The sequence below is a fragment of the Neolewinella antarctica genome (assembly GCF_011927835.1).
Taxonomy (GTDB): Bacteria; Bacteroidota; Bacteroidia; order Chitinophagales; family Saprospiraceae; genus Neolewinella; species Neolewinella antarctica.
This window is the reverse complement of sequence record NZ_JAATJH010000001.1, coordinates 628,516-647,084: the sequence shown is the minus strand read 5'-3', so window position 1 is coordinate 647,084 and position 18,569 is coordinate 628,516. Positions and strand designations below refer to the sequence as shown.

12 protein-coding genes are annotated in these 18,569 nt (G+C 56.7%); 6 read left to right on the top strand and 6 right to left on the bottom strand.

Annotation, left to right across the window (positions count from 1 at the left end; all coding sequences use genetic code 11):
* Positions 1-28 precede the first annotated feature (28 nt).
* The 6 genes from GGR27_RS02680 (at position 29) to GGR27_RS02655 (ending at position 12,619) form a co-directional block, all read left to right on the top strand.
* Positions 29-2,752, top strand: coding sequence for a T9SS type A sorting domain-containing protein (locus tag GGR27_RS02680; RefSeq protein WP_168035842.1), 2,724 nt, complete (start codon positions 29-31; stop codon positions 2,750-2,752).
* Between the two features lie 9 nt (positions 2,753-2,761).
* Positions 2,762-4,150: a glucoamylase family protein gene (locus tag GGR27_RS20360; protein WP_168035841.1), complete on the top strand. Its 1,389-nt coding sequence runs from the start codon at positions 2,762-2,764 to the stop codon at positions 4,148-4,150.
* A gap of 67 nt (positions 4,151-4,217) precedes the next feature.
* A complete protein-coding gene (locus tag GGR27_RS02670; protein ID WP_320060332.1) occupies positions 4,218-6,440 on the top strand; it encodes a glycoside hydrolase family 3 N-terminal domain-containing protein in 2,223 nt (740 codons plus the stop codon).
* 3 nt (positions 6,441-6,443) lie between these two features.
* The gene (locus tag GGR27_RS02665) at positions 6,444-9,434 is read left to right on the top strand and encodes a SusC/RagA family TonB-linked outer membrane protein (protein WP_168035840.1); all 2,991 of its coding nucleotides are present in this window, start codon (positions 6,444-6,446) and stop codon (positions 9,432-9,434) included.
* 19 nt (positions 9,435-9,453) lie between these two features.
* Positions 9,454-10,920 carry a RagB/SusD family nutrient uptake outer membrane protein gene (locus GGR27_RS02660; protein WP_245184375.1) on the top strand — a complete coding sequence of 489 codons (1,467 nt, stop codon included), beginning with the start codon at positions 9,454-9,456 and terminating at the stop codon, positions 10,918-10,920.
* Between the two features lie 97 nt (positions 10,921-11,017).
* On the top strand, positions 11,018-12,619 hold the full coding sequence (locus GGR27_RS02655) for a sulfatase family protein (RefSeq protein ID WP_168035838.1): 1,602 nt from the start codon (positions 11,018-11,020) through the stop codon (positions 12,617-12,619).
* Here GGR27_RS02655 and GGR27_RS02650 read toward each other — a convergent pair.
* The 6 genes from GGR27_RS02650 to GGR27_RS02625 all read right to left on the bottom strand — a co-directional run bounded on the left by GGR27_RS02650 (position 12,616) and on the right by GGR27_RS02625 (position 18,427).
* A complete protein-coding gene (locus GGR27_RS02650) occupies positions 12,616-13,041 on the bottom strand; it encodes a hotdog fold thioesterase (RefSeq protein ID WP_168035837.1) in 426 nt (141 codons plus the stop codon). The two genes, GGR27_RS02655 and GGR27_RS02650, sit on opposite strands and share 4 nt — an antisense overlap.
* A complete protein-coding gene (gene pepT / locus GGR27_RS02645) occupies positions 13,038-14,270 on the bottom strand; it encodes a peptidase T (protein ID WP_168035836.1) in 1,233 nt (410 codons plus the stop codon). Before pepT ends, GGR27_RS02650 begins: the two co-directional genes overlap by 4 nt.
* A 77-nt stretch (positions 14,271-14,347) precedes the next feature.
* Positions 14,348-15,706, bottom strand: a complete 1,359-nt coding sequence (locus GGR27_RS02640; protein ID WP_168035835.1) for a hypothetical protein — start codon at positions 15,704-15,706, stop codon at positions 14,348-14,350.
* Positions 15,696-16,250 carry an RNA polymerase sigma factor gene (locus tag GGR27_RS02635; RefSeq protein ID WP_168035834.1) on the bottom strand — a complete coding sequence of 185 codons (555 nt, stop codon included), beginning with the start codon at positions 16,248-16,250 and terminating at the stop codon, positions 15,696-15,698. The genes GGR27_RS02640 and GGR27_RS02635 overlap by 11 nt, the downstream gene beginning before the upstream one ends.
* Before the next feature lie 17 nt (positions 16,251-16,267).
* Positions 16,268-17,077 (bottom strand): hypothetical protein, encoded by an 810-nt coding sequence (locus tag GGR27_RS02630; RefSeq protein ID WP_168035833.1) that lies wholly within the window; start codon positions 17,075-17,077, stop codon positions 16,268-16,270.
* Positions 17,078-17,125: 48 nt separating this feature from the next.
* Entirely contained in the window at positions 17,126-18,427 is a 1,302-nt protein-coding gene (locus GGR27_RS02625) for an LVIVD repeat-containing protein (RefSeq protein ID WP_168035832.1), read from the bottom strand.
* Positions 18,428-18,569: the final 142 nt, after the last annotated feature.

Sequence of the window (18,569 nt, the reverse complement as noted above, 5' to 3'; positions counted from 1 at the left end):
AACCTTTTTCGCTCAAACTAACGACATCATGCATAAACTTTTACTCCTATTACTCTGCGTTTGCGGCGGCTTTGCCGTGCAGGCCCAAACCGTCCTCGAAGACTTTGAAGGCGGCACTCCCGACCTCGTTTGGGAAGCCGTGAATGGCACCTACGACGGCGCCGTGATGAACCCCAACGACACCACCGCGAATACCAGCGATTGGGTGGGCTCCTACACCAAAAGCGGTACGAATGCCTTTAGCCTTTTCCGCACCGTCTTCGACGCACCGCTCGACCTGAGTACCGACAATCTGTTCAGCATCCAGCTCAACGCGGGTGCCGCAACGGAGATGATTCTCAAGCTCCAGGGCGGTGGCCGCAGTGCCGAAAAGCGCATCAACATTACCACGGCAAACGTTTGGCGTACTTACACTTTCGACCTCAGTGCGTTGTCGGATGCGGATAGCATCAACACCCTCATCCTGTTCTTTGACCCGGGCGTTGCGGAGAGCGACAGCACTTACTTGTTTGACAACCTGACCGTTAGCCCCGCCGGACCCTGTGCCGGTACTACGGAAGACGTCACCATCATCGACGACTTCGAGTGCCAACGCAACGCTGCCTACCGGGGCGGTTTCGAAAACATTGAAGTGATCGCTAACCCGGACCCGAGTGGTATTAATCAATCCACTGGCGTAGGGCAGTACACGGATGGCCCCGGAGGTTTTGATGCCCTGAGCATCAATTACGACAACGGTCTTGATCTCAGTGTGAACAACTATATCTGCATCGATGTGTGGGCACCCGTTGCCGGTAATCTGCTGGTTAAGCTGGAAGGTGGAGCGTCTCCCGTCAAAGAGATACCTAACCAGATTACGACTACCATGGCCTGGACGCAGGTTTGCGTTGATTTTAGCGATCAGGCGGCAGCCGACCACAGCCAGCTTGTTTTCTTCTTCAACGCCGGTGAAAATGGTGACGGAGACGTTTACTACATCGACAACATTACCCGTACCGTCGCACCCGTTGCCGAGGCGCTAGAAGATTTTGAGAATGGAGCCAACCTAAGTTGGGGGCCCGCCAACAATAACTCGACGGTGAACGGTACCTATAACGGCGTCGTCGCCAACCCGTCGACTGGTGGCGTGAACACTAGCGCGAACGTGGGTAGCTACACCCGCGCCGCCAGCAATTTCAGCGCGATTAGCGCGGAATTGCTGGAAGGGCTCGACCTTACCACGAATCCCCAGTTGAACCTCGACGTAGTGGCACCCGCAGGCGCAACCACGGTCCAATTACAACTCGTGAGCGCACTTGAAGGCGTCAAAACCGCGGATGCAACCCTGACGACCCCCGGCACGTGGGAAACACTCAATTTTAACTTTGAGAACTTCGAAGAAATTACCGATTTTTTCCAGGTCAATATCTTATTCAACCCGAGCACGACGGGGACGGGTACCTATCTGTTCGACAATCTGGGACAAGGCCAGTCTACCATCGACGCGTGCGTCGACGTAGAAAATGACCCCGACGTATTTGACGATTTCGAATGTCAGCGCAACGGCGAGTACACCTTGGGTGCCGAGTTCCTCTCGGTCGTTAATAACCCCGACGTTAAGCCCGAAAACAATAGTTTGAAAGTTGGTCAGTTCATCGACCAGACCGGTGGTTTTAACGCGCTGGTCATTGACCGGGGCGAGGATAATCCGTTTGATTTTGCACAGAAGAACCAAATCATGGCAAAAATCTGGTCGCCCGTTGCCGGTCAAATTCTTTTTAAACTGGAAGGCGGACCAAATGATGTCGTCGAGGTATTCCTGGACATCCCCGAAACGATGGAGTGGATTGACTATTCCGCCGACTTCAGCGCCGCGGCCGGTCAGGGGCACACGCGCCTGGCGCTTTTCTTCGGAGCGGGTGAGAATAACACCGCGCCAAACACCTACTTCATCGACAACATCCGGGTTGCGCGCGCGCCGTTTACCATGGATTGCATCACGACTTTCGAGCCCGGTGACCTTACCCTGACGGACTTCAATTACTTTTCCAACGGTTCATTCGAAGACGAGCAGTTCACCATCGTGGATAATCCCCTCGTGAGTGACGGTAACGGTAGTGCTTCGGTCGGGTCATTCATAGAAGCCAATGACGGTGCACTTTTCGCCGGCCTGGCGAGCTCCCCAATTGCCCCGATTATCCTCGGAGAAAACAAGACGATCACCATTAAAATGCTGATGCCGATCGCCGGCACCGTAGTCATGAAATTGGAGCGCCCGGTAGGCGGAGCACCCGGTAGTGGAGACATCGCTGCGGAGTACACAACACCCGACGTGTGGCAGACCCTGACCTTTGATTTTAGCAACACCCAGGGTGGCGACCCTATCCCGACCGGTGCCACTTACGAGCGCCTCACGCTCATTCCGAACCGGACGGAGATTCCGACGGAAAACCTGACGCATTACTTCGACGACATCGCCGTCGGTGGTGGCTTATGTGGAATGACGACCGGCATTTTTCAGCCAATTACGATTGACGAGCTGAAGGTTTTCCCGAACCCAGTTGCCGACCGGTTGACAATTGAAAATGCCAACGACGCCACGCTTTTCGAAGTAACTAATCTCCTCGGCCAGCGTCAGGCAAGTTTGCGCATCAACCGTGGGCAAGACCGGGTTTACCTCCCCGTGGCCAACCTGCCTACCGCCACCTACGTGCTCACCGCCCGTGACGAAACCGGCGTGGTAGTAGCGCGTACGATGTTCATCAAGCGCTAAACCTTACCAGTGAAAAGCGTCAATTACTTACTACTTGTATTTGCGGCACTCCTCACCGCCTGCCAGACTCCTTCCACCGTGGAGCGGGTCGTGGCGGGGGGTGAGGCGGTGCCTTTTTCGCTCGACGAAGTCCAGCGGCGGACATTCGACTTCTTTTGGGAGACGGCCCTCGAGGATAATTATCAGATCCCAGATCGTTGGCCGACCAGGCGTTTCAGTAGCATTGCCGCGACCGGGTTTGGCCTCACGTCCTATCTCATCGGCGTCGAGCGCGGTTTTGTGACGCGGCAAGCCGCCGCCGACCGCGTGCAAAAGACGCTGGAAGTATTGTGGGAACTTCCGCAGGGCGATGCCGAAAGCGGCGTGTCCGGCTACAAGGGCCTGTTTTATCACTTCCTGACTTACGAAGACGCGACGCGCTACAAAACGACTGAGTTGTCCACCATCGACAGCGGATTACTGCTGGCCGGGGTGCTTTCTACCCAGACTTACTTTGACGGGGACAACGAAACGGAGCAGTCCATTCGCGACCTCGCCGACAAGTTGTACCGACGCGTCGAGTGGGACTGGGCACTCAACGAAAAGGGGCGCCTCAGCATGGGTTGGAAGCCGGGAAAGGGTTTTATCAAAGCCGACTGGCACGGGTACAATGAGGCCATGATCTTACTCGTCCTCGGGCTCGGCTCGCCGACGCACCCGTTGCCGGACGACGCCTGGAAAAAGTGGACGGAGACTTACGATTGGGACGAATTTCAGGGGTACGATCACCTCAATTTTAGTCCCCTGTTCGGTCACCAGTACAGCCACATGTACGTCGACTTTCGCGGTATTCAGGATGCATACATGCAGGAACGTGGTTCCGATTATTTTAAAAATAGCACCGAAGCGACGCTAGCCAATCGCGCTCACTGCGTGGAAAACTCAGCGGGTTTCGTCGGCTACGGGCCCGATCAGTGGGGGCTCACGGCGTGTGATGGGCCCGGCGGCAGGATGCAGGGTGCGGATGGAAAGGAGCTGAAATTTTGGAGATATAAGGCACGGGGAGCTTCTGCCCGCCACGTCATTGATGACGGCACGATCACGCCCACCGCGGCCGGCGGCAGTTTCCCCTTTGCCCCGCAAGAATGCGAAGCCGCGCTGGCGCAGATGTGGACGACGCATTACGACAGCCTCGTCGGTCCGTACGGTTTTAAGGACGCCTTCAACCTCACCTACGTGACCGAAGACCGGCCGCAGGGTTGGTTTGACGTCGACTACCTGGGCATCGACCAGGGGCCGATTTTGATACAGATTGAAAATGAACGGTCTGGGTTGGTTTGGGACTTGATGAGCCGCAATCCTTACGTCCGCAAAGGCCTCGAAAGGGCCGGATTTACCGGTGGCTGGCTCGCTAAATAATGTACTTGTCACCCGGCCATCCGTCGGATGACCGGGTGACCGGGTGACAATTTATAACAAAACTTACGTGATAAAACGATATACACTACCGCTCCTGCTGCTCTTCAGCATCACTACCGTGCTCTCCGCGCAGTCGGTGCCGGCGTGGTACAACGCCGGGCACGAGGCCAAGGTCGACAGCTTGATCAGCGTGATGACCCTGCAAGAAAAAGTAGGACAAATGACGCTGTTCACCTCGGACTGGGTCAAGACCGGCCCGACCTTGCGGGAAGGGTATCAGGCGGACATCAAGGCCGGAAAGTGCGGTGCCATTTTCAACGCCCATACGGTTGATTATAATCGGAAACTGCAAGAACTTGCCGTGAACGGCACCCGCCTGGGTATCCCCCTGATTTTTGGCTACGATGTGATCCACGGCTACCGGACCATATTTCCCATCCCCCTCGGCGAGACCGCCAGTTTTAACCCGGAAGCCGCGCGGGAAAGCGCGGCGATTGCCGCGAAGGAATCCGCCGCCGCCGGTCTGCACTGGACGTTTGCGCCAATGGTAGACATCGCTCGTGACCCCCGTTGGGGGCGCGTGATGGAAGGAGCGGGCGAAGACGTTTACCTCAGTTCCGTAATGGCCGCCGCCCGCGTGAAGGGCTTCCAGGGCGACGACCTGCGTGACCCAACGACCGTGCTGGCCTGCGCCAAACATTTCGCCGCCTACGGGGCCGGACAGGCTGGTCGCGATTACCACACCGTCGACATCTCCGAACGGGTACTGGAAGAAATATACCTGCCACCCTTCAAGGCAACGCTGGACGCTGGCGTCGCGACGTTCATGACCAGCTTTAACGAACTGGACGGAATACCTGCATCCGGAAGCCATAAACTCCTCACGGAAATCTTGCGCGACCGCTGGGGCTTCATGGGCTTTGTGGTGACGGATTACACGAGCATCAACGAGATGGTTCCCCACGGAGTCGTTGCGGACGAGGCCGACGCCGGAATAATGGCCGCGAACGCCGGTGTCGACATGGATATGCAAGGAGCCGTGTTCTACAACCATCTGGCCGACCAGGTCAAGAAGGGGGAAGTTGCGATGGACCAGGTTGACGAAGCCGTCCGCCGCGTCCTCCGCATGAAGTACGCCGCCGGGCTGTTCGACGACCCTTACGCCTATTTCAATAATGAGCGGCAGGAAACCAGTATCCTGACGGATGAGCACCGGGCCGCAGCCCGTCGGATTGGCCGGGAAAGCTTAGTGTTGCTCAAGAACGAGAACGACGTATTACCCCTGGCTAAGTCCGAAAAGAAGATCTTGCTCACCGGCCCGTTGGCGGACAGCAAGGCCGATATGCTCGGTGCTTGGCACGGAGACGGCCGGGCCGCCGACTGTGTGACGCTACTGACTGGGATGCAAGCAGTGATGGCTGACGCTAAGCAACTTACCTACGTAAAGGAAGTGGACCAGGCACTCGCGCAAGCTGCCGACGCCGACGTGATTGTCGTAGCCGCCGGGGAAAAATGGTTCGAGAGCGGTGAAGCCGCCAGCCGGACCGATATCAATCTGCCGCGGGGGCAAGAAGATATGATTCGCCAACTCGCGGCTACCGGTAAGCCCGTGGTGGTCGTGCTGTTCAACGGTCGCCCGCTGACGCTCACGGGAATTGATTCTACGGCCAGCGCCATCGTCGAGGCTTGGTACCCAGGGACGGAGGCGGGCAATGCCGTGGCGGACGTGCTTTTCGGTGCGTATAACCCCGCCGGCAAGTTGCCAATGACCTTTCCCCGGTCCGTCGGTCAGGTACCAATCTTTTACAGTATGAAAAATACGGGGCGGCCAAAATTGGACGAAACTGGCAAGTACGTCAGTAAGTACATCGACGAGAGTAACCTGCCCCTATATCCATTCGGGTACGGCCTTAGTTATACGTCGTTCAGTTACGGAGCACCAACGCTGAGCGGCCAGGAACTGAATCGGAACGACACGCTGACCGTCACGGTAACGGTGTCCAACACCGGCGGGGTGGATGGGCACGAAGTAGTACAACTCTACCTGAAAGACCACGTCGGGAGCGTCACGCGGCCGGTGCGGGAATTAAAAGCATTCCAGCGCGTCCTGCTGCGTGCCGGGGAGACGCAGAACATCACGTTTAAACTAACCAGCCAGGACCTGTCCTTCCACCGCCGCGACCGCACGTTCGGTAGCGAGCCGGGGCGGTTCACGGTATTTATCGGCGGCAGTTCCACCACGGAGAACGGTGCCGAATTTTCACTTAACTCACCCTCACTGAAGCGATAAATCATGCAAAAACGATTACTAATTTTCTTTGCTTTTTTCACCCTGCTCTGCACCTGCGTCCGCGCCCAAACGACCATTTCGGGAACGGTTACGGACGGGACGGATGCCCTGATCGGGGTAAGCGTACGCGCCATCGGCACGACCTCCGGAACCATTACGGACATTGATGGGAAGTACAGTCTTTCGGTCCCAGAAGGCACCGAAGCACTTGGGTTTACTTACCTGGGTTACCGGGAAATTAAAGAACAGATCGCGGGGCGGACGCAGGTGGATATTTTGATGAGCGAGGCTACCGAAACGCTGAACGAGGTGGTTGTGGTCGGCTACGGCATCCAGCAAAAGAGTGACTTAACTGGCGCGGTTGCCGTGGTCGACGCGCAGGAGTTGATGGACATTCCTACCCAAAACCTTGGGCAGGCGCTGCAGGGAAAGGTGAGTGGGCTCCAGATTATTCCTACGTCGGGCGCGCCGGGCGCGGGCGCCATTTTTCGGATTCGTGGCGTTGGAACCTTTGGCGATGCCAGCCCACTTTTCGTGGTGGATGGGATGATCCTGAGCGATATAGATTTTATCAATCCGGCGGACGTAGCCAACGTATCCGTCCTGAAGGATGCGTCGGCAACCGCCATTTACGGCGCACGGGGGGCCAACGGAGTCCTCATCATCACGACCAAGCAAGGCACGGGGGGCGGTGATGGACAAGTCAGCGTAAGTGCTTACACCGGCACCCAGGAAGTGAGCCGCCGGCTCGACTTGCTGAACGCCACGGAGTACGCAACGATCGTCAACGAGATCGACGCAAATAGTGGCCGCGCACCCCGCTACGCGGACCCGGAGTCATTAGGCGAGGGGACGGACTGGCAAGACCTGATCTTTCAAACCGCACCCATCAGCAGCGTACAGCTTTCCTTCCAGGGAGGTGGTGATAAGGGTGGTTTCAATTTGAGTACTAATTATTTTAGCCAGCAAGGCATTATCGACGGTTCCGGTTTCGACCGGCTGACGGTTCGCCTCAATACCTCGCGTAGCATCAAGAGTTGGCTGCGGGTCGGGTTGAACAGCAGCTTTATCTACTCGAAATCGGATAACCAGAACGCTGGTGGCATTCTGCAGGGCGCTTACCGGGCCGACCCGATCACCGAACCAAGGGATTCGTTGGGAAACTTCGGGGATACTTCTTTACGGGGTAATAGCGGTAATCCGTTGGCAACCCAGTTTTACAATTACAACAAGGGCCAAGACTACCGCGGGGTGGGCAGTGCTTACCTGGAAGCGGATTTCCTGAAGCACTTTACGTTCAGGAGCAACTTTGGCCTTGACTTTTCCGCCGGGTTTAACCGCCGTTTCAGTCCGGTGTTCTTCGTCTCCGCGGCGCAGCAGAACGAGATCAACGATCTTAATTTGACCAGTTCGTATCAGCGCAACTGGTTGTGGGAAAATACCGTCGATTACAGCAATGATTTCGGCCTCCACCACGTCGATGGCTTGGTGGGGATTACGTACCAAGATCAGTTTGGTGAGTTCGTCAGTGGCGGACGGCAACGCATCCAGGGCAGCGACCCGTCCTTACTATACCTCGGACTGGGCGACCAAATGACGGCCACGAACGGAAACGGCATCAACGGGGGAACCTTTGGGGTGGAAAGTTTCCTGGGCCGCGTAAATTATAATTATGACGGCCGCTACCTGCTGACCGTTTCCGCCCGCAGTGATGGGTCATCCCGCTTCGGCGCCAACTTTCGCAGGGGTTTCTTTCCCTCGGTAGGATTGGGTTGGAACATCAGCCGGGAAGGCTTCTGGGATGGGGGGGAGTTGTTTTCCCGCATGAAGATCAGGTCCAGCTACGGCGTGACGGGAAATGACCGAATCGGTCAGGATCGATTCACCGCCCTGGTTAATTCAGGTTTGAATGCCGTGTTCGGTTCGGACGAAGCGTTGAACATCGGACAAACACTACAGGCGCTGGCCAATCCTAATTTGCGTTGGGAAGAGACTACTCAGTTCGACTTCGGGATAGAGATGGGCTTCCTGTCCAACCGGCTGCTGGTCGACGTAGACTTTTTCGATAAGGTGACCGATGGGCTACTTTATCGGGCACCTATTCCCGATTACATCGGAGCGACGGAGCCTTTTCAAAATATTGCTAAAGTCGTCAACCGCGGCGTCGAGCTCAACATCAACTGGCGGGAGACTGCCGGGAAGTTCAGTTATTCTATCGGCGGAAACGCTACTTTCCTCGATAACGAAATTCTAAGTATCGACGGTGAGGGCGGCGAGTTTTTTGACGGTGGCTTCGGCATCGGTGGCGTCAACAGCACGCGCGGGGTGAAGGGCTACCCCATCGGCGGGTTCTATGGTTACGAACTCGACGGTGTCTTCCAGAACGAAGACGAACTGGGGACTTTTCCGCAGCTAGGACAGCAAGTTATCGGTGACCTGCGCTTTCGGGATCGCAATGGAGACGGAGAAGTTACCGCCGCGGATCGTACGCTGCTTGGCTCCCCGATTCCCGATTTGATCATCGGCGTGAATGGCTCCATTCGTTACGCGGGCGTGGACCTTAATTTTGGCTTAACCGGCCAGTTTGGCAACGAGATACTTAACGCCAAGCGGGCGAGTCGTTTTGGAACTTACAACCAGGAGACTTTCTTCCTGGACCGATTCAACGGTGAGGGATCGAGCAACACCGGCCCCCTGGCTACGCTTGCCGGACAGAACGTAGAGACCGTTTCTTCCCGCTACATCGAGAGTGGTAACTACATCAGGCTCAGAAGCTTACAATTGGGTTACACACTGCCGGCCGACATCAGCCAGAAGATCCGAATGCAGCGTTTTCGCGTTTACGTAAACGGGACTAACCTCCTAACCAGTCAGGAATATTCAGGCTACAATCCTGAAGTCTACCCCGGAGGGCAGTTCAGTAGCGGCATCGACCGCGGCACGCTCTATCCGGTATCTCGCATCGTCACTTTCGGCCTGGATGCCAGCTTTTAACCATAAAAAATATCAGATCATGAAATACGGAATAGTAGCATTGATATTGAGTCTCAGTTTACTGATGGGATGCAGTGACGTGCTGGAGCGTACGCCCCAGGGAAGCATCACGCTCGAAAATTTCTTTAAAGACGGGGAACAGGCCGAGCAATCGATTAATGCGGTTTATAATCAATTGCGCTCTTTCCAGGTACACGTATTTCCGTTCATCGGTATGACGGACATCGTCAGCGATGACGCGGAAAAAGGAAGCGTCCCCGGCGACGCTAACTATCTACAGGAACTGGACGAATTTACCCATGGCCCCTCCAACAATGGTCCTACGGGCGTTTGGGCCGGCTATTACGACGGTATCTTCCGGGCCAACCTGGCCATCGAGCGCATTCCCACCGTCCCGGAAATGGATGAGGACTTGCGGGCGCGTTTGATCGCCGAGGCTCGTTTCCTCCGGGGGCATTACTATTTCAACCTCGTCCGGTGGTTTGGTGACGTAGTGCTCATCACCACTCCCTTCCCCGAAACTAACTTAATGGCCCGTGCGCCACTGGAGGACGTGTACGCGCAGATCATCAGTGACCTTGAATTTGCGGCGAGCGTCCTGCCCGAAAAATCCGAATATGCGGCCAAAGATCTCGGTCGCGCGACCAGTGGGGCCGCTAAGTCTCTCCTGGCGAAGGTGGCACTGACCCGTGGTGAATTTGCCAACGCGGCGAACCTGGCTGAGGAAGTCATCAATAGTAACGAATATGCTTTGTTACCTACCTACCAGGGCATTTTCACCCAGGCCGGTGAAAATGCTTCCGAGAGCATCTTTGAAGTACAGGCCGCAGCTTACGAGACGGGTGGAGGCGGTACGCAGTACAACGAGGTACAGGGCGTGCGCGGTGCTACGAATCTGGGTTGGGGTTTTAACCGTCCGAGCGATGACTTGATCGGCGCTTTTGAATTAGGAGACCCCCGGCGGGAAGCCACCATCCTTTACGTGGGAGAAATTTTGCCCGACGGTTCTAACGTCGTTCAGCCCAATCCGGATATCGTGAACCCTCGGTTCAACCAAAAAGCATTCGTCGTCGATCACCCCGGTGGCAACGGTAATGGCCCCGGCAACATTCGCATTTTTCGCTACGCCGACTTAATCTTAATCGCTAGCGAAGCACTTAACGAAACTGGCCGTCAGGCGGAAGCTTTGGTTTACCTGAATCAAATCCGCGCCCGCGCCCGGGGAACGAGCACCCGCTTTCTCCCGGACGTGACGACAACCGATCAAGGTCAACTACGGGCCGCCATACTACGGGAGCGCCGGGTAGAACTGGCGATGGAGCAGCACCGCTGGTTCGATCTGGTCCGGACGAACCGCGCCGCCTCCGTCATGAAGGCGCTTGGTAAAAACTTTGTGGAGGGTAAACATGAGTTGTTTCCAATTCCGCAGGGGGACATTGAGCTTAGTTTGGGGCTACTGGAACAGAACCCCGGGTACGTGCAGTAGAGTAATAGCGTAGGCGCACATAGTCTTTTGGTTTCGAATAAATCCGGGTGACATTAATCACCAAGTAAAATAAGTTGCAGAACTTAACTACATCTCCATGCGCAATTACTACGCTTTTCTGCTCCTCTCGGTATTACTCTGCTCCTGCCCCGATAGCTATCGGGGCGCCCCCGAGACCGTAACGGAAGCTTTGCCCCGGCCCAACATCCTGTTCATCATGTCCGACGACCACGCCCAGAAGGCGATCTCGGCGTACACGGATGAACTGACTGAAACGCCAAACCTCGACCGGATCGGAAACGAGGGCGTGGTGTTCCGGAACAGTTTTGTGACGAACTCCATCTGTGCACCGAGCCGCGCGGCGATTCTCACTGGAAAGTACAGCCACCTGAACGGAAAGATCGATAACTTGAGCCCGTTCAACCCCGACCAGTGGACCTTCCCCGAAGCGCTCCACGACGCCGGCTACCGTACCTCGCTGATCGGTAAACACCACCTCCAGGCCCGGCCGCGCGGCATCGACGAATTCCGTGGCTTGGTGGGCCAGGGGAACTACTACTACCCGGTCTTCGTCCACAACGGCGATACGCTGGACCGGCAGGAAGGTTACACGACCAACATCATCACGGAGTACGCGCTGGAAGAACTCGAACGCGCCGCGAACGACCCCACCGACCAACCCTTCATGATGCTCTACTGGCACAAGGCACCGCACCGCAACTGGATGCCCGACACTAGTGACCTACCGGGCTTGCTCGACAAACGCTATCCGGAACCGGCCACGCTGCGGGACGACTACGCGGGCCGCCCCGCCGCCGCCCACGCCGACATGCGCATCGCCGACATGTTCACGAGCGAAGACCTGAAGGTGATGAAAGAATACCAGTACCCCGACCCGGGAACGGGCGGCGCCGGCTTCATTACCGACCCGGATTTCGACCGGGTGAAAGGCTTTACTTGGCAAATGGAGCGCCTAACCGATCAGCAACGCGCGGCCTTCGCGCCTTACCTAAAACGCATCGGGGAAGAGTGGCGGGAAGTGAAAGGAACCGAGCAAGAATTGGCCTGGCGCTACCAGCGGTATGTGCAGGATTATCTCGCGAGCGTAAAGTCAGTCGACGACAACGTCGGCCGCGTACTGGACTACCTGGAAGAAACCGGACTGGACGAAAATACCATCGTGATCTACACCTCCGACCAGGGCTTTTACCTGGGCGAGCACGGCTGGTACGACAAACGATTCATGTACGAAGAAAGCCACCGCACGCCGCTCATGATTCGCTACCCGGCTGGTTTCAAGGGCAAAAAGGTCAACGAAGACCTCGTGCTTAATCTCGACCTCGGCCCCACGCTCCTCGACTACGCGGGCATCGCTACGCCGGAAGAGGTCCAGGGCCGTAGTCTCCGTCCGCTACTGGAAGGTAACACGCCCGACGACTGGCGCGAGGACGTTTACTACCGATACTACCAACAAATGAATTCTTACCATCGGGTCGCCCGCCACGAGGGCATTCGGGACGAGCGGTACAAGCTAATTCAGTTTACCGAACCCGGCTTCGAGGGTTATGAATTGTACGATCTGAAAACCGATCCGCACGAGATGGATAATCGCAGCGAGGACGCGGAGCTAGGGGAGGTCAAGACACGGCTAATGGAGCGCATGGCGGCGCTTAAAACCGAGCTTCAAGTCCCGGATTAACTCTTAATCACGGCGCAAGTCAAACGGCTGACGCAAACCAGGCGGCCACGCTCGTCGGTGATGTCGATGTTCCAAACCTGGATCGTCCGGCCAACGCGCACCGGAGTCACTTTACCGGTCACGACCGTACCCTCGGGCGCGCCCCGGAGGTGAGAGGCGTTAATTTCCGTCCCGACTACGTAGTCAACGCCGGGGTTTTGTACACACAGCATTCCGGCTACGCTGCCCAGGGTTTCGGCCAGCACGCAGCTGACGCCGCCGTGGAGCATCCGCATGGGCTGCACGGTGTTTTTATCGACCGGCATCGTGGCAATTAGGTAATCGTCACCCACTTCAGTGAAGCGAATGCCGAGCACGTCGCCGGCGGTGTTGACGCCGGATTGGTTCAGGCCGTCGATGGTGGGGGTGGTCTTCCAGATCATTTGGTTTGTTTTGCGGCAAGCCGGGCGATTTCCACGACGACGCTGGCCGCCGCTTCCATTTCTTCCAGGCTCGCCCATTCGTACTTGCCGTGGAACGCGTGTTCTCCGGCAAAGATGTTGGGGCAGGGTAGGCCCATGAAGCTCAGGCGGGACCCATCGGTGCCGCCGCGGATGCTGTCCGGTTTTGGCGTGAGGCCGACGTTGGTCATCGCGTCCTTGGCGAGTTGCATGACGGCGGGATGCTGGTCGAGCACTTCCTTCATGTTGCGGTACTGCTCAGTAATGGTCAATTTAATTTCGCTGCTGGGAAAGTCCGGTTGTACATCCGCAATGATTGATTCCAGTAACTGGCGGTGATCCTTCAGCTCAGCGGTAGCGAAACTGCGGAGGATGAGATCGATGCGGGCGCTTTCGGCTTTTGCGGTCATCTCAACCGGGTGGACGAAGCCCTGTTTGCCCTCGGTAGTTTCGGGAGTCAATTCGTTTTTTGGAAGGCGAGAAATAATCTCGGCGGCAATCTTGATGGCGCTTTCCATGTGCCCTTTGGCCATGCCGGGGTGGGCGCTGACGCCGGTGATGTCTATCCTGGCCCCGTCGGCGCTGAAGGTCTCGTCCTGGAGGCTCATGAATTCTTCGCCGTCGATCGTGTAGCCGAAGTCGGCGTCGAGTTTATTCATGTCGACGGCGTTGACGCCGCGGCCGATTTCTTCGTCGGGAGTGAACAGGATACGGACTCGGGCGTGTGGGATGTCCGGCTTATTCAGCAGGGTTTCGACGGCGGTCATGATGGCCGCGACGCCGGATTTGTTATCGGCTCCGAGTAGGGTCGTGCCGCTGGCGGTAATGATGGTGTTGCCGATGTTCCGGTCGAGGCCGGCATGGTCACTCTTGCGGATGACTACCGAAGGGTCGTCGGGCAACACTAGGTCCTGTCCTTGGTAGTTGCGGTGCACCACGGGTTTCACGTTCGTGCCGCTCGCGTCTGGCGAGGTATCGACGTGGCTGCAGAAGCAAATGGTCGGTGCATTTTCCGCCCCGGGGCTGGCGGGTAGAGTGGCGTAGACGTAGCCGTGTCCGTCGAGGTGGGCGTTGTCGAGGCCAAGTTCCCGTAGTTCGGCAACGAGGACTTTACCCAGGTCTTTTTGTTTTTCCGTACTCGGTTGGGTGGGGGAGTGCGGGTCGGACTGGGTATCGATTTTAACGTAGCGGAGGAAGCGGTCTAGCAGCATAAGGCGGGCGTGGTCGCAGGTGCGGGGTGATTACGGATGGGCAAGGTAAGCAACCCCCGCAATTCTTACCTTCGGAACTAAAGATCGTACCGCACGCCAAGGCCAAATTGTAACCTGCTAAAGTTCACGCCATTGTCCTCCACGAGCGGGCTGAGGTTGTTACGTGCGTTCACCGAAACGCGCAACCGGTCGTTCGCATGGTAGTTTACGCCGAGCGACGCGTGGATCAACCACCGCCTGACGTCAGCCGTGTACGGTTGAACTGGAACGGAAGGCCCCGGCGTTCCGGTCGGCGGGTTCAGCTGAACGTTGTTAAAGCCTTCGCTAAACGCAAAGTCCAGGACGGTATTTCCGGTACTGGTGAGTACCCGCGTGCCGCGGAAGGACGTCAGGTAGGAGCCGCCCAGGCTGCCGGACACGGACCACCGGGGTCTGATTCGGTAATCCAAGCCGGCCACGACTTCAACGGAGTTCGTGCGGACGACGTCGAGATTGGACAATCGTAAATTACTGAGCAGTTCCTGGGAAGTATTATTGACGACCACACCCGGCCCGGGAGTAGCCAAATTATCGGAAATGGGCTCCCCAAAAGATTTGATCGCTCGCCGGTCGGAGCGGTAGCGGAGCACCACTGGTAAGCTAAATCGGTTGCCTAACCGGAACGAGGCACCCGCCCCGAGAGAATACCCCGGGGTTTGCGCGTCTGTACCGGACAGTGCGGTTGCTTCTAAAAAGAGCGCTGGTTTCCGTGATTTCCGGACTATAATTGAGGGAAAGAACGTGTTCTCGCTCGTCCGCTCCACGGGACGTAATTGGCTGGCGAAGGGAAGTGGGGAGACGGCATTTTCTTCCCGGATGATTACTGGATCGGGTACTACTGTACTGGTGTCAGAACTAATTACCCCGGTAGGTGATGACGTTGCTGGGAGTTCGCTAACTATCTGAGTGAAGGGGAGGAGTGATACTGGTGCTACTTGCGGAGTGAGGTTTGAGCTCTCTCGAGTAACCTGGACGGGCTTGCCGATGGTGACTGGCGCATTTAGGAGCGGGGCAAAGCGTTCTGCGGTGCGGAGGAGGGCGGCGCGTCGATTGCTTTCGTTGCCAGTCTTTTCGGTAGTTTTGGGGATTAATTTTTCGATACCAGCTCCGTCGGCGTTCGGCGAATCTCCCTGCACCCGCGACCGCGCCAGATTCTCGCCCTGACCGGCAAATTTTTCTTTACCCTCGGCAGGAATGACGGAAATGACTCGGTTTGCGGTAGGCTGCTCGTGGGGCCACAGGAAGTAACCGCCGCCCAGTGCTGCCACCGCAAGCAGTAACCCGAGGAGCCAGAATAGCGGTCGGTTATTCCGCTGACGCTGATCGAGCCGCTTGGACATGCCGGCCCAGGCTTCGTCGTAAAATTGCTCGTCGTCAGTCCAGTTGTTATCCTGCATAGCGGTTGTGTTGGAAGGGTTCGGAGGCTAGTTTGTCTTTGAGTAGCGTTCGGGCTTTATTGAGGTGCCAACGGCTGTTGCCCTCACTAAAGTGAAGGCGCTGGGCGATCTCGGCGTGGTTGTAGCCCTCGACGGCGAAAAGCCAGAAAACTTCCTTGCTCGTCTCGGGTAGTAGATCGATCATTTTTTTCAAGTCTTCGGCGTACAGCGACTGCGTGGCTTTTTCCGCGGTGGGTTGGTCCCACAGCGCGATTTCCAGCGTGGGGCGTTTGCGTTTGCCGCGAAACTGGTCGATGGTGCAGTTGAAGACCAGCCGCTTGATCCATCCTTCCAGACTGCCCTCCCAACGAAACTGGTCGAGCTTGTCGAAGACCTTGAGCATGCCGATGTTGAGCAGCTCCATCGCCTCCGACCGGTCCTGGGTGTAGCGGCGGCACACCGACAGCGCGGCCGGCGCAAACTTGCGGTAAAAGGCTTCCTGCGCCCGGCGGTCTCCCGTGAGCGCGGCCGTTACCATGCGCCTGTCGTCTGCCGTTTTGTCCAAGGGAAGTTTGTACTTTTTTAAAAGCGGAACCCGCTGCGAAAGGATAGGCGTCGGTAAGCTACGCTGCGTTCCCGGACCACTTGGTTAGCGGTGGTAAGGGTGAATTGTGCGTCTAGAAAACGGTAGCCGACGTCCAGAAAAATATTCTTGTGATCATTTCCTCCGCTTCTGAATTCTACCCCTACCGAGGGGTTAAGCACGAGGCCGACGTCACGGGAAGTTATTTCCTGGTCAACACCCGGCGAGCCTACGGGCAGTGATGGACCAGCCAGCAGCCGTACGTAGTAGTTGACTTTGCGTGCGTCACCCCGATTGATTACATATTCGATCAGTCCAGTAACCGCCACCGAGATTTCGCCACGTTCGTAATTTAACAGCGCGTAATCCACGCCCCCGCCGGCGCGCAACGCCCCGAACGACTTGACTAGAGTGTAATTAGCCCCCAAGCCCACGATACGCGAACTGGTGGGCTCACCAAAATTACTGGCTGCTTCAACGCCAAACAAGCCGCCGAAGCTAAAATGGTGGAGCCAGGTTCGACCGGGCTCAGTATACGTAGGTGGTGGCGTGGTTAATGCCAGTGTCGGTAGGTCCGTTGAGTCCGTAGCTCTTTCTTGTTCGACGTTGATTCGCTTTAGGTCTCCCTCGGTCGGCTCCCAAGCGGCAACGATCAACGTTCGCCCAAAGACCGGAGCCGCAAGCTGGCCCCTGATCTTCTCACCGCTCCGCAGTTGGACGACGTCGACGATACTGAGCTCACTGGATTGTGCCGGTAGCACTCCAATTGATAGCCAGAACACGAAGAAGTAGAGGAGGGTAGCGCGCATGCTGTTGTGAGGTGTTGGTGATTTGTACTGCTGCGAACCTAAATGGTACTAGTCACAAACCGCGATGTGACTGGTCGCGGTGAGTTTACCATCGTCGGTATAATCGAATTGCTGAATACCGCCCTGGCCGTAGGCGAGGACGATGGCGTTGTTCTGCTCCGGGATGACGATCACGTCGCGGGCAAATACCTCCTCACTGTGGTCGAGCTCCGCGCCCAGTAAGCCTTCATCCGTCAGGTCAAAGGTGCGGAACCCGTCCCACTGCGAGCACAGGAACAGTTTTCCCTCCGCTACACCGAGGCCGTGGCTGGACTGCATCGGGGTAATTTGTAGCGAAACCGGATTGCGCGCGTCACTCACGTCGATTACCTCCAGTTGGTCACCGACGCTGCCACAATCACGGCCGCCCCAAAGGGTAACGTAGGCTATATCGCCGCTGACGACTACCGGGTCGCAACTCAGTACGTGCTCGAAAGTGGAGAGGTGTTCCGGGTTTAGCGGGTCAGCGACGCTAAAGATTTGCATGCCCGTCGTCGAGCCGATGAAGAGTTTGTCGGCGGTAGGGAAAATCGTTTCGATGCCGAAGCCAATCTCGATATTCTGTACGTACTCCGGGTTGCGCTCGTCGGCGAGGGAGAAGGCTTTTAACTGAGAATCGTCGACCGCGTAAAGGGTGCTTTGGGTGATGGTAAAGCGGGCGAGGCTACCGCCCCGGCCGACCGTTTCTCCACCCGTTGTCGGGGCTGCCGTACCGGCAAAGGCATTGTTGATGGCACTGAAGTCAGCCGCAAACCAAGTAGTATTATCAAGGAAAACTTGGGGCCCGTTATTCGGGGAATTACAATCAACGACGCGCTCCTCATCGGTCGCTATCCAGTTGCTGACGAACTGCCCGTTATCCAGCACGCTAGCGAAAACGGTATAGGGCTCGAACACGTTCTCGGTCCGGCTGATGAAAGTAGGTGTCTTTGGGTCGGCGAGGTCGAAGGCTACGAGGTCCGTGTACTGATTCATGTACAGGATGTTGTTGCGCACGGCCAGTCCCTGCCCGCCGGGTACTTCCATCCAGGTGACCGGTAGGGGGTTGTGAGGATCGGAATTATCGATGATGTGCAGGCCCTTCCCGTCTTCGACCATGAAGAGGTATTGCTGGTAAACGTAGAAACCGGTCGCTTCGCAAACATCGATTGGGCCGAAGCAACCGAAACTTGCGCCTCGCCAATTTTCGGTGGTAACTATCTGCGGTTCGAAGCCTTGAAAAATGATGGTGTCTTCGCAGGTCTCCTCGATGCAGCTGGTGAGGGTAAGTGCGAAAAGAAGTGTGAATAGGGTAAAAGATAGGGTACGCATAGGTCGGTCATTTCTGGCGCTTGGCCTTTTGTGACTTGGTAGACGTGGGTGGGCTTGGGGGGCGTTGGTGGGTTTTGAAAGTATTTTGGTCTGTGTCCAGGTCAATGGACTTGGGTCGAATAGAAGTGCTACGGTAGGAAGA

Coding starts and splice junctions, on each gene's coding strand:
- pepT (WP_168035836.1), bottom strand. CDS start 14,270: ATGCTGCTAGACCGCTTCCTCCGCTACGTTAAAATCGATACCCAGTCC.
- GGR27_RS02650 (WP_168035837.1), bottom strand. CDS start 13,041: ATGATCTGGAAGACCACCCCCACCATCGACGGCCTGAACCAATCCGGC.
- GGR27_RS02640 (WP_168035835.1), bottom strand. CDS start 15,706: ATGCAGGATAACAACTGGACTGACGACGAGCAATTTTACGACGAAGCC.
- GGR27_RS02625 (WP_168035832.1), bottom strand. CDS start 18,427: ATGCGTACCCTATCTTTTACCCTATTCACACTTCTTTTCGCACTTACC.
- GGR27_RS02655 (WP_168035838.1), top strand. CDS start 11,018: ATGCGCAATTACTACGCTTTTCTGCTCCTCTCGGTATTACTCTGCTCC.
- GGR27_RS02665 (WP_168035840.1), top strand. CDS start 6,444: ATGCAAAAACGATTACTAATTTTCTTTGCTTTTTTCACCCTGCTCTGC.
- GGR27_RS02630 (WP_168035833.1), bottom strand. CDS start 17,077: ATGCGCGCTACCCTCCTCTACTTCTTCGTGTTCTGGCTATCAATTGGA.
- GGR27_RS02680 (WP_168035842.1), top strand. CDS start 29: ATGCATAAACTTTTACTCCTATTACTCTGCGTTTGCGGCGGCTTTGCC.
- GGR27_RS02660 (WP_245184375.1), top strand. CDS start 9,454: ATGAAATACGGAATAGTAGCATTGATATTGAGTCTCAGTTTACTGATG.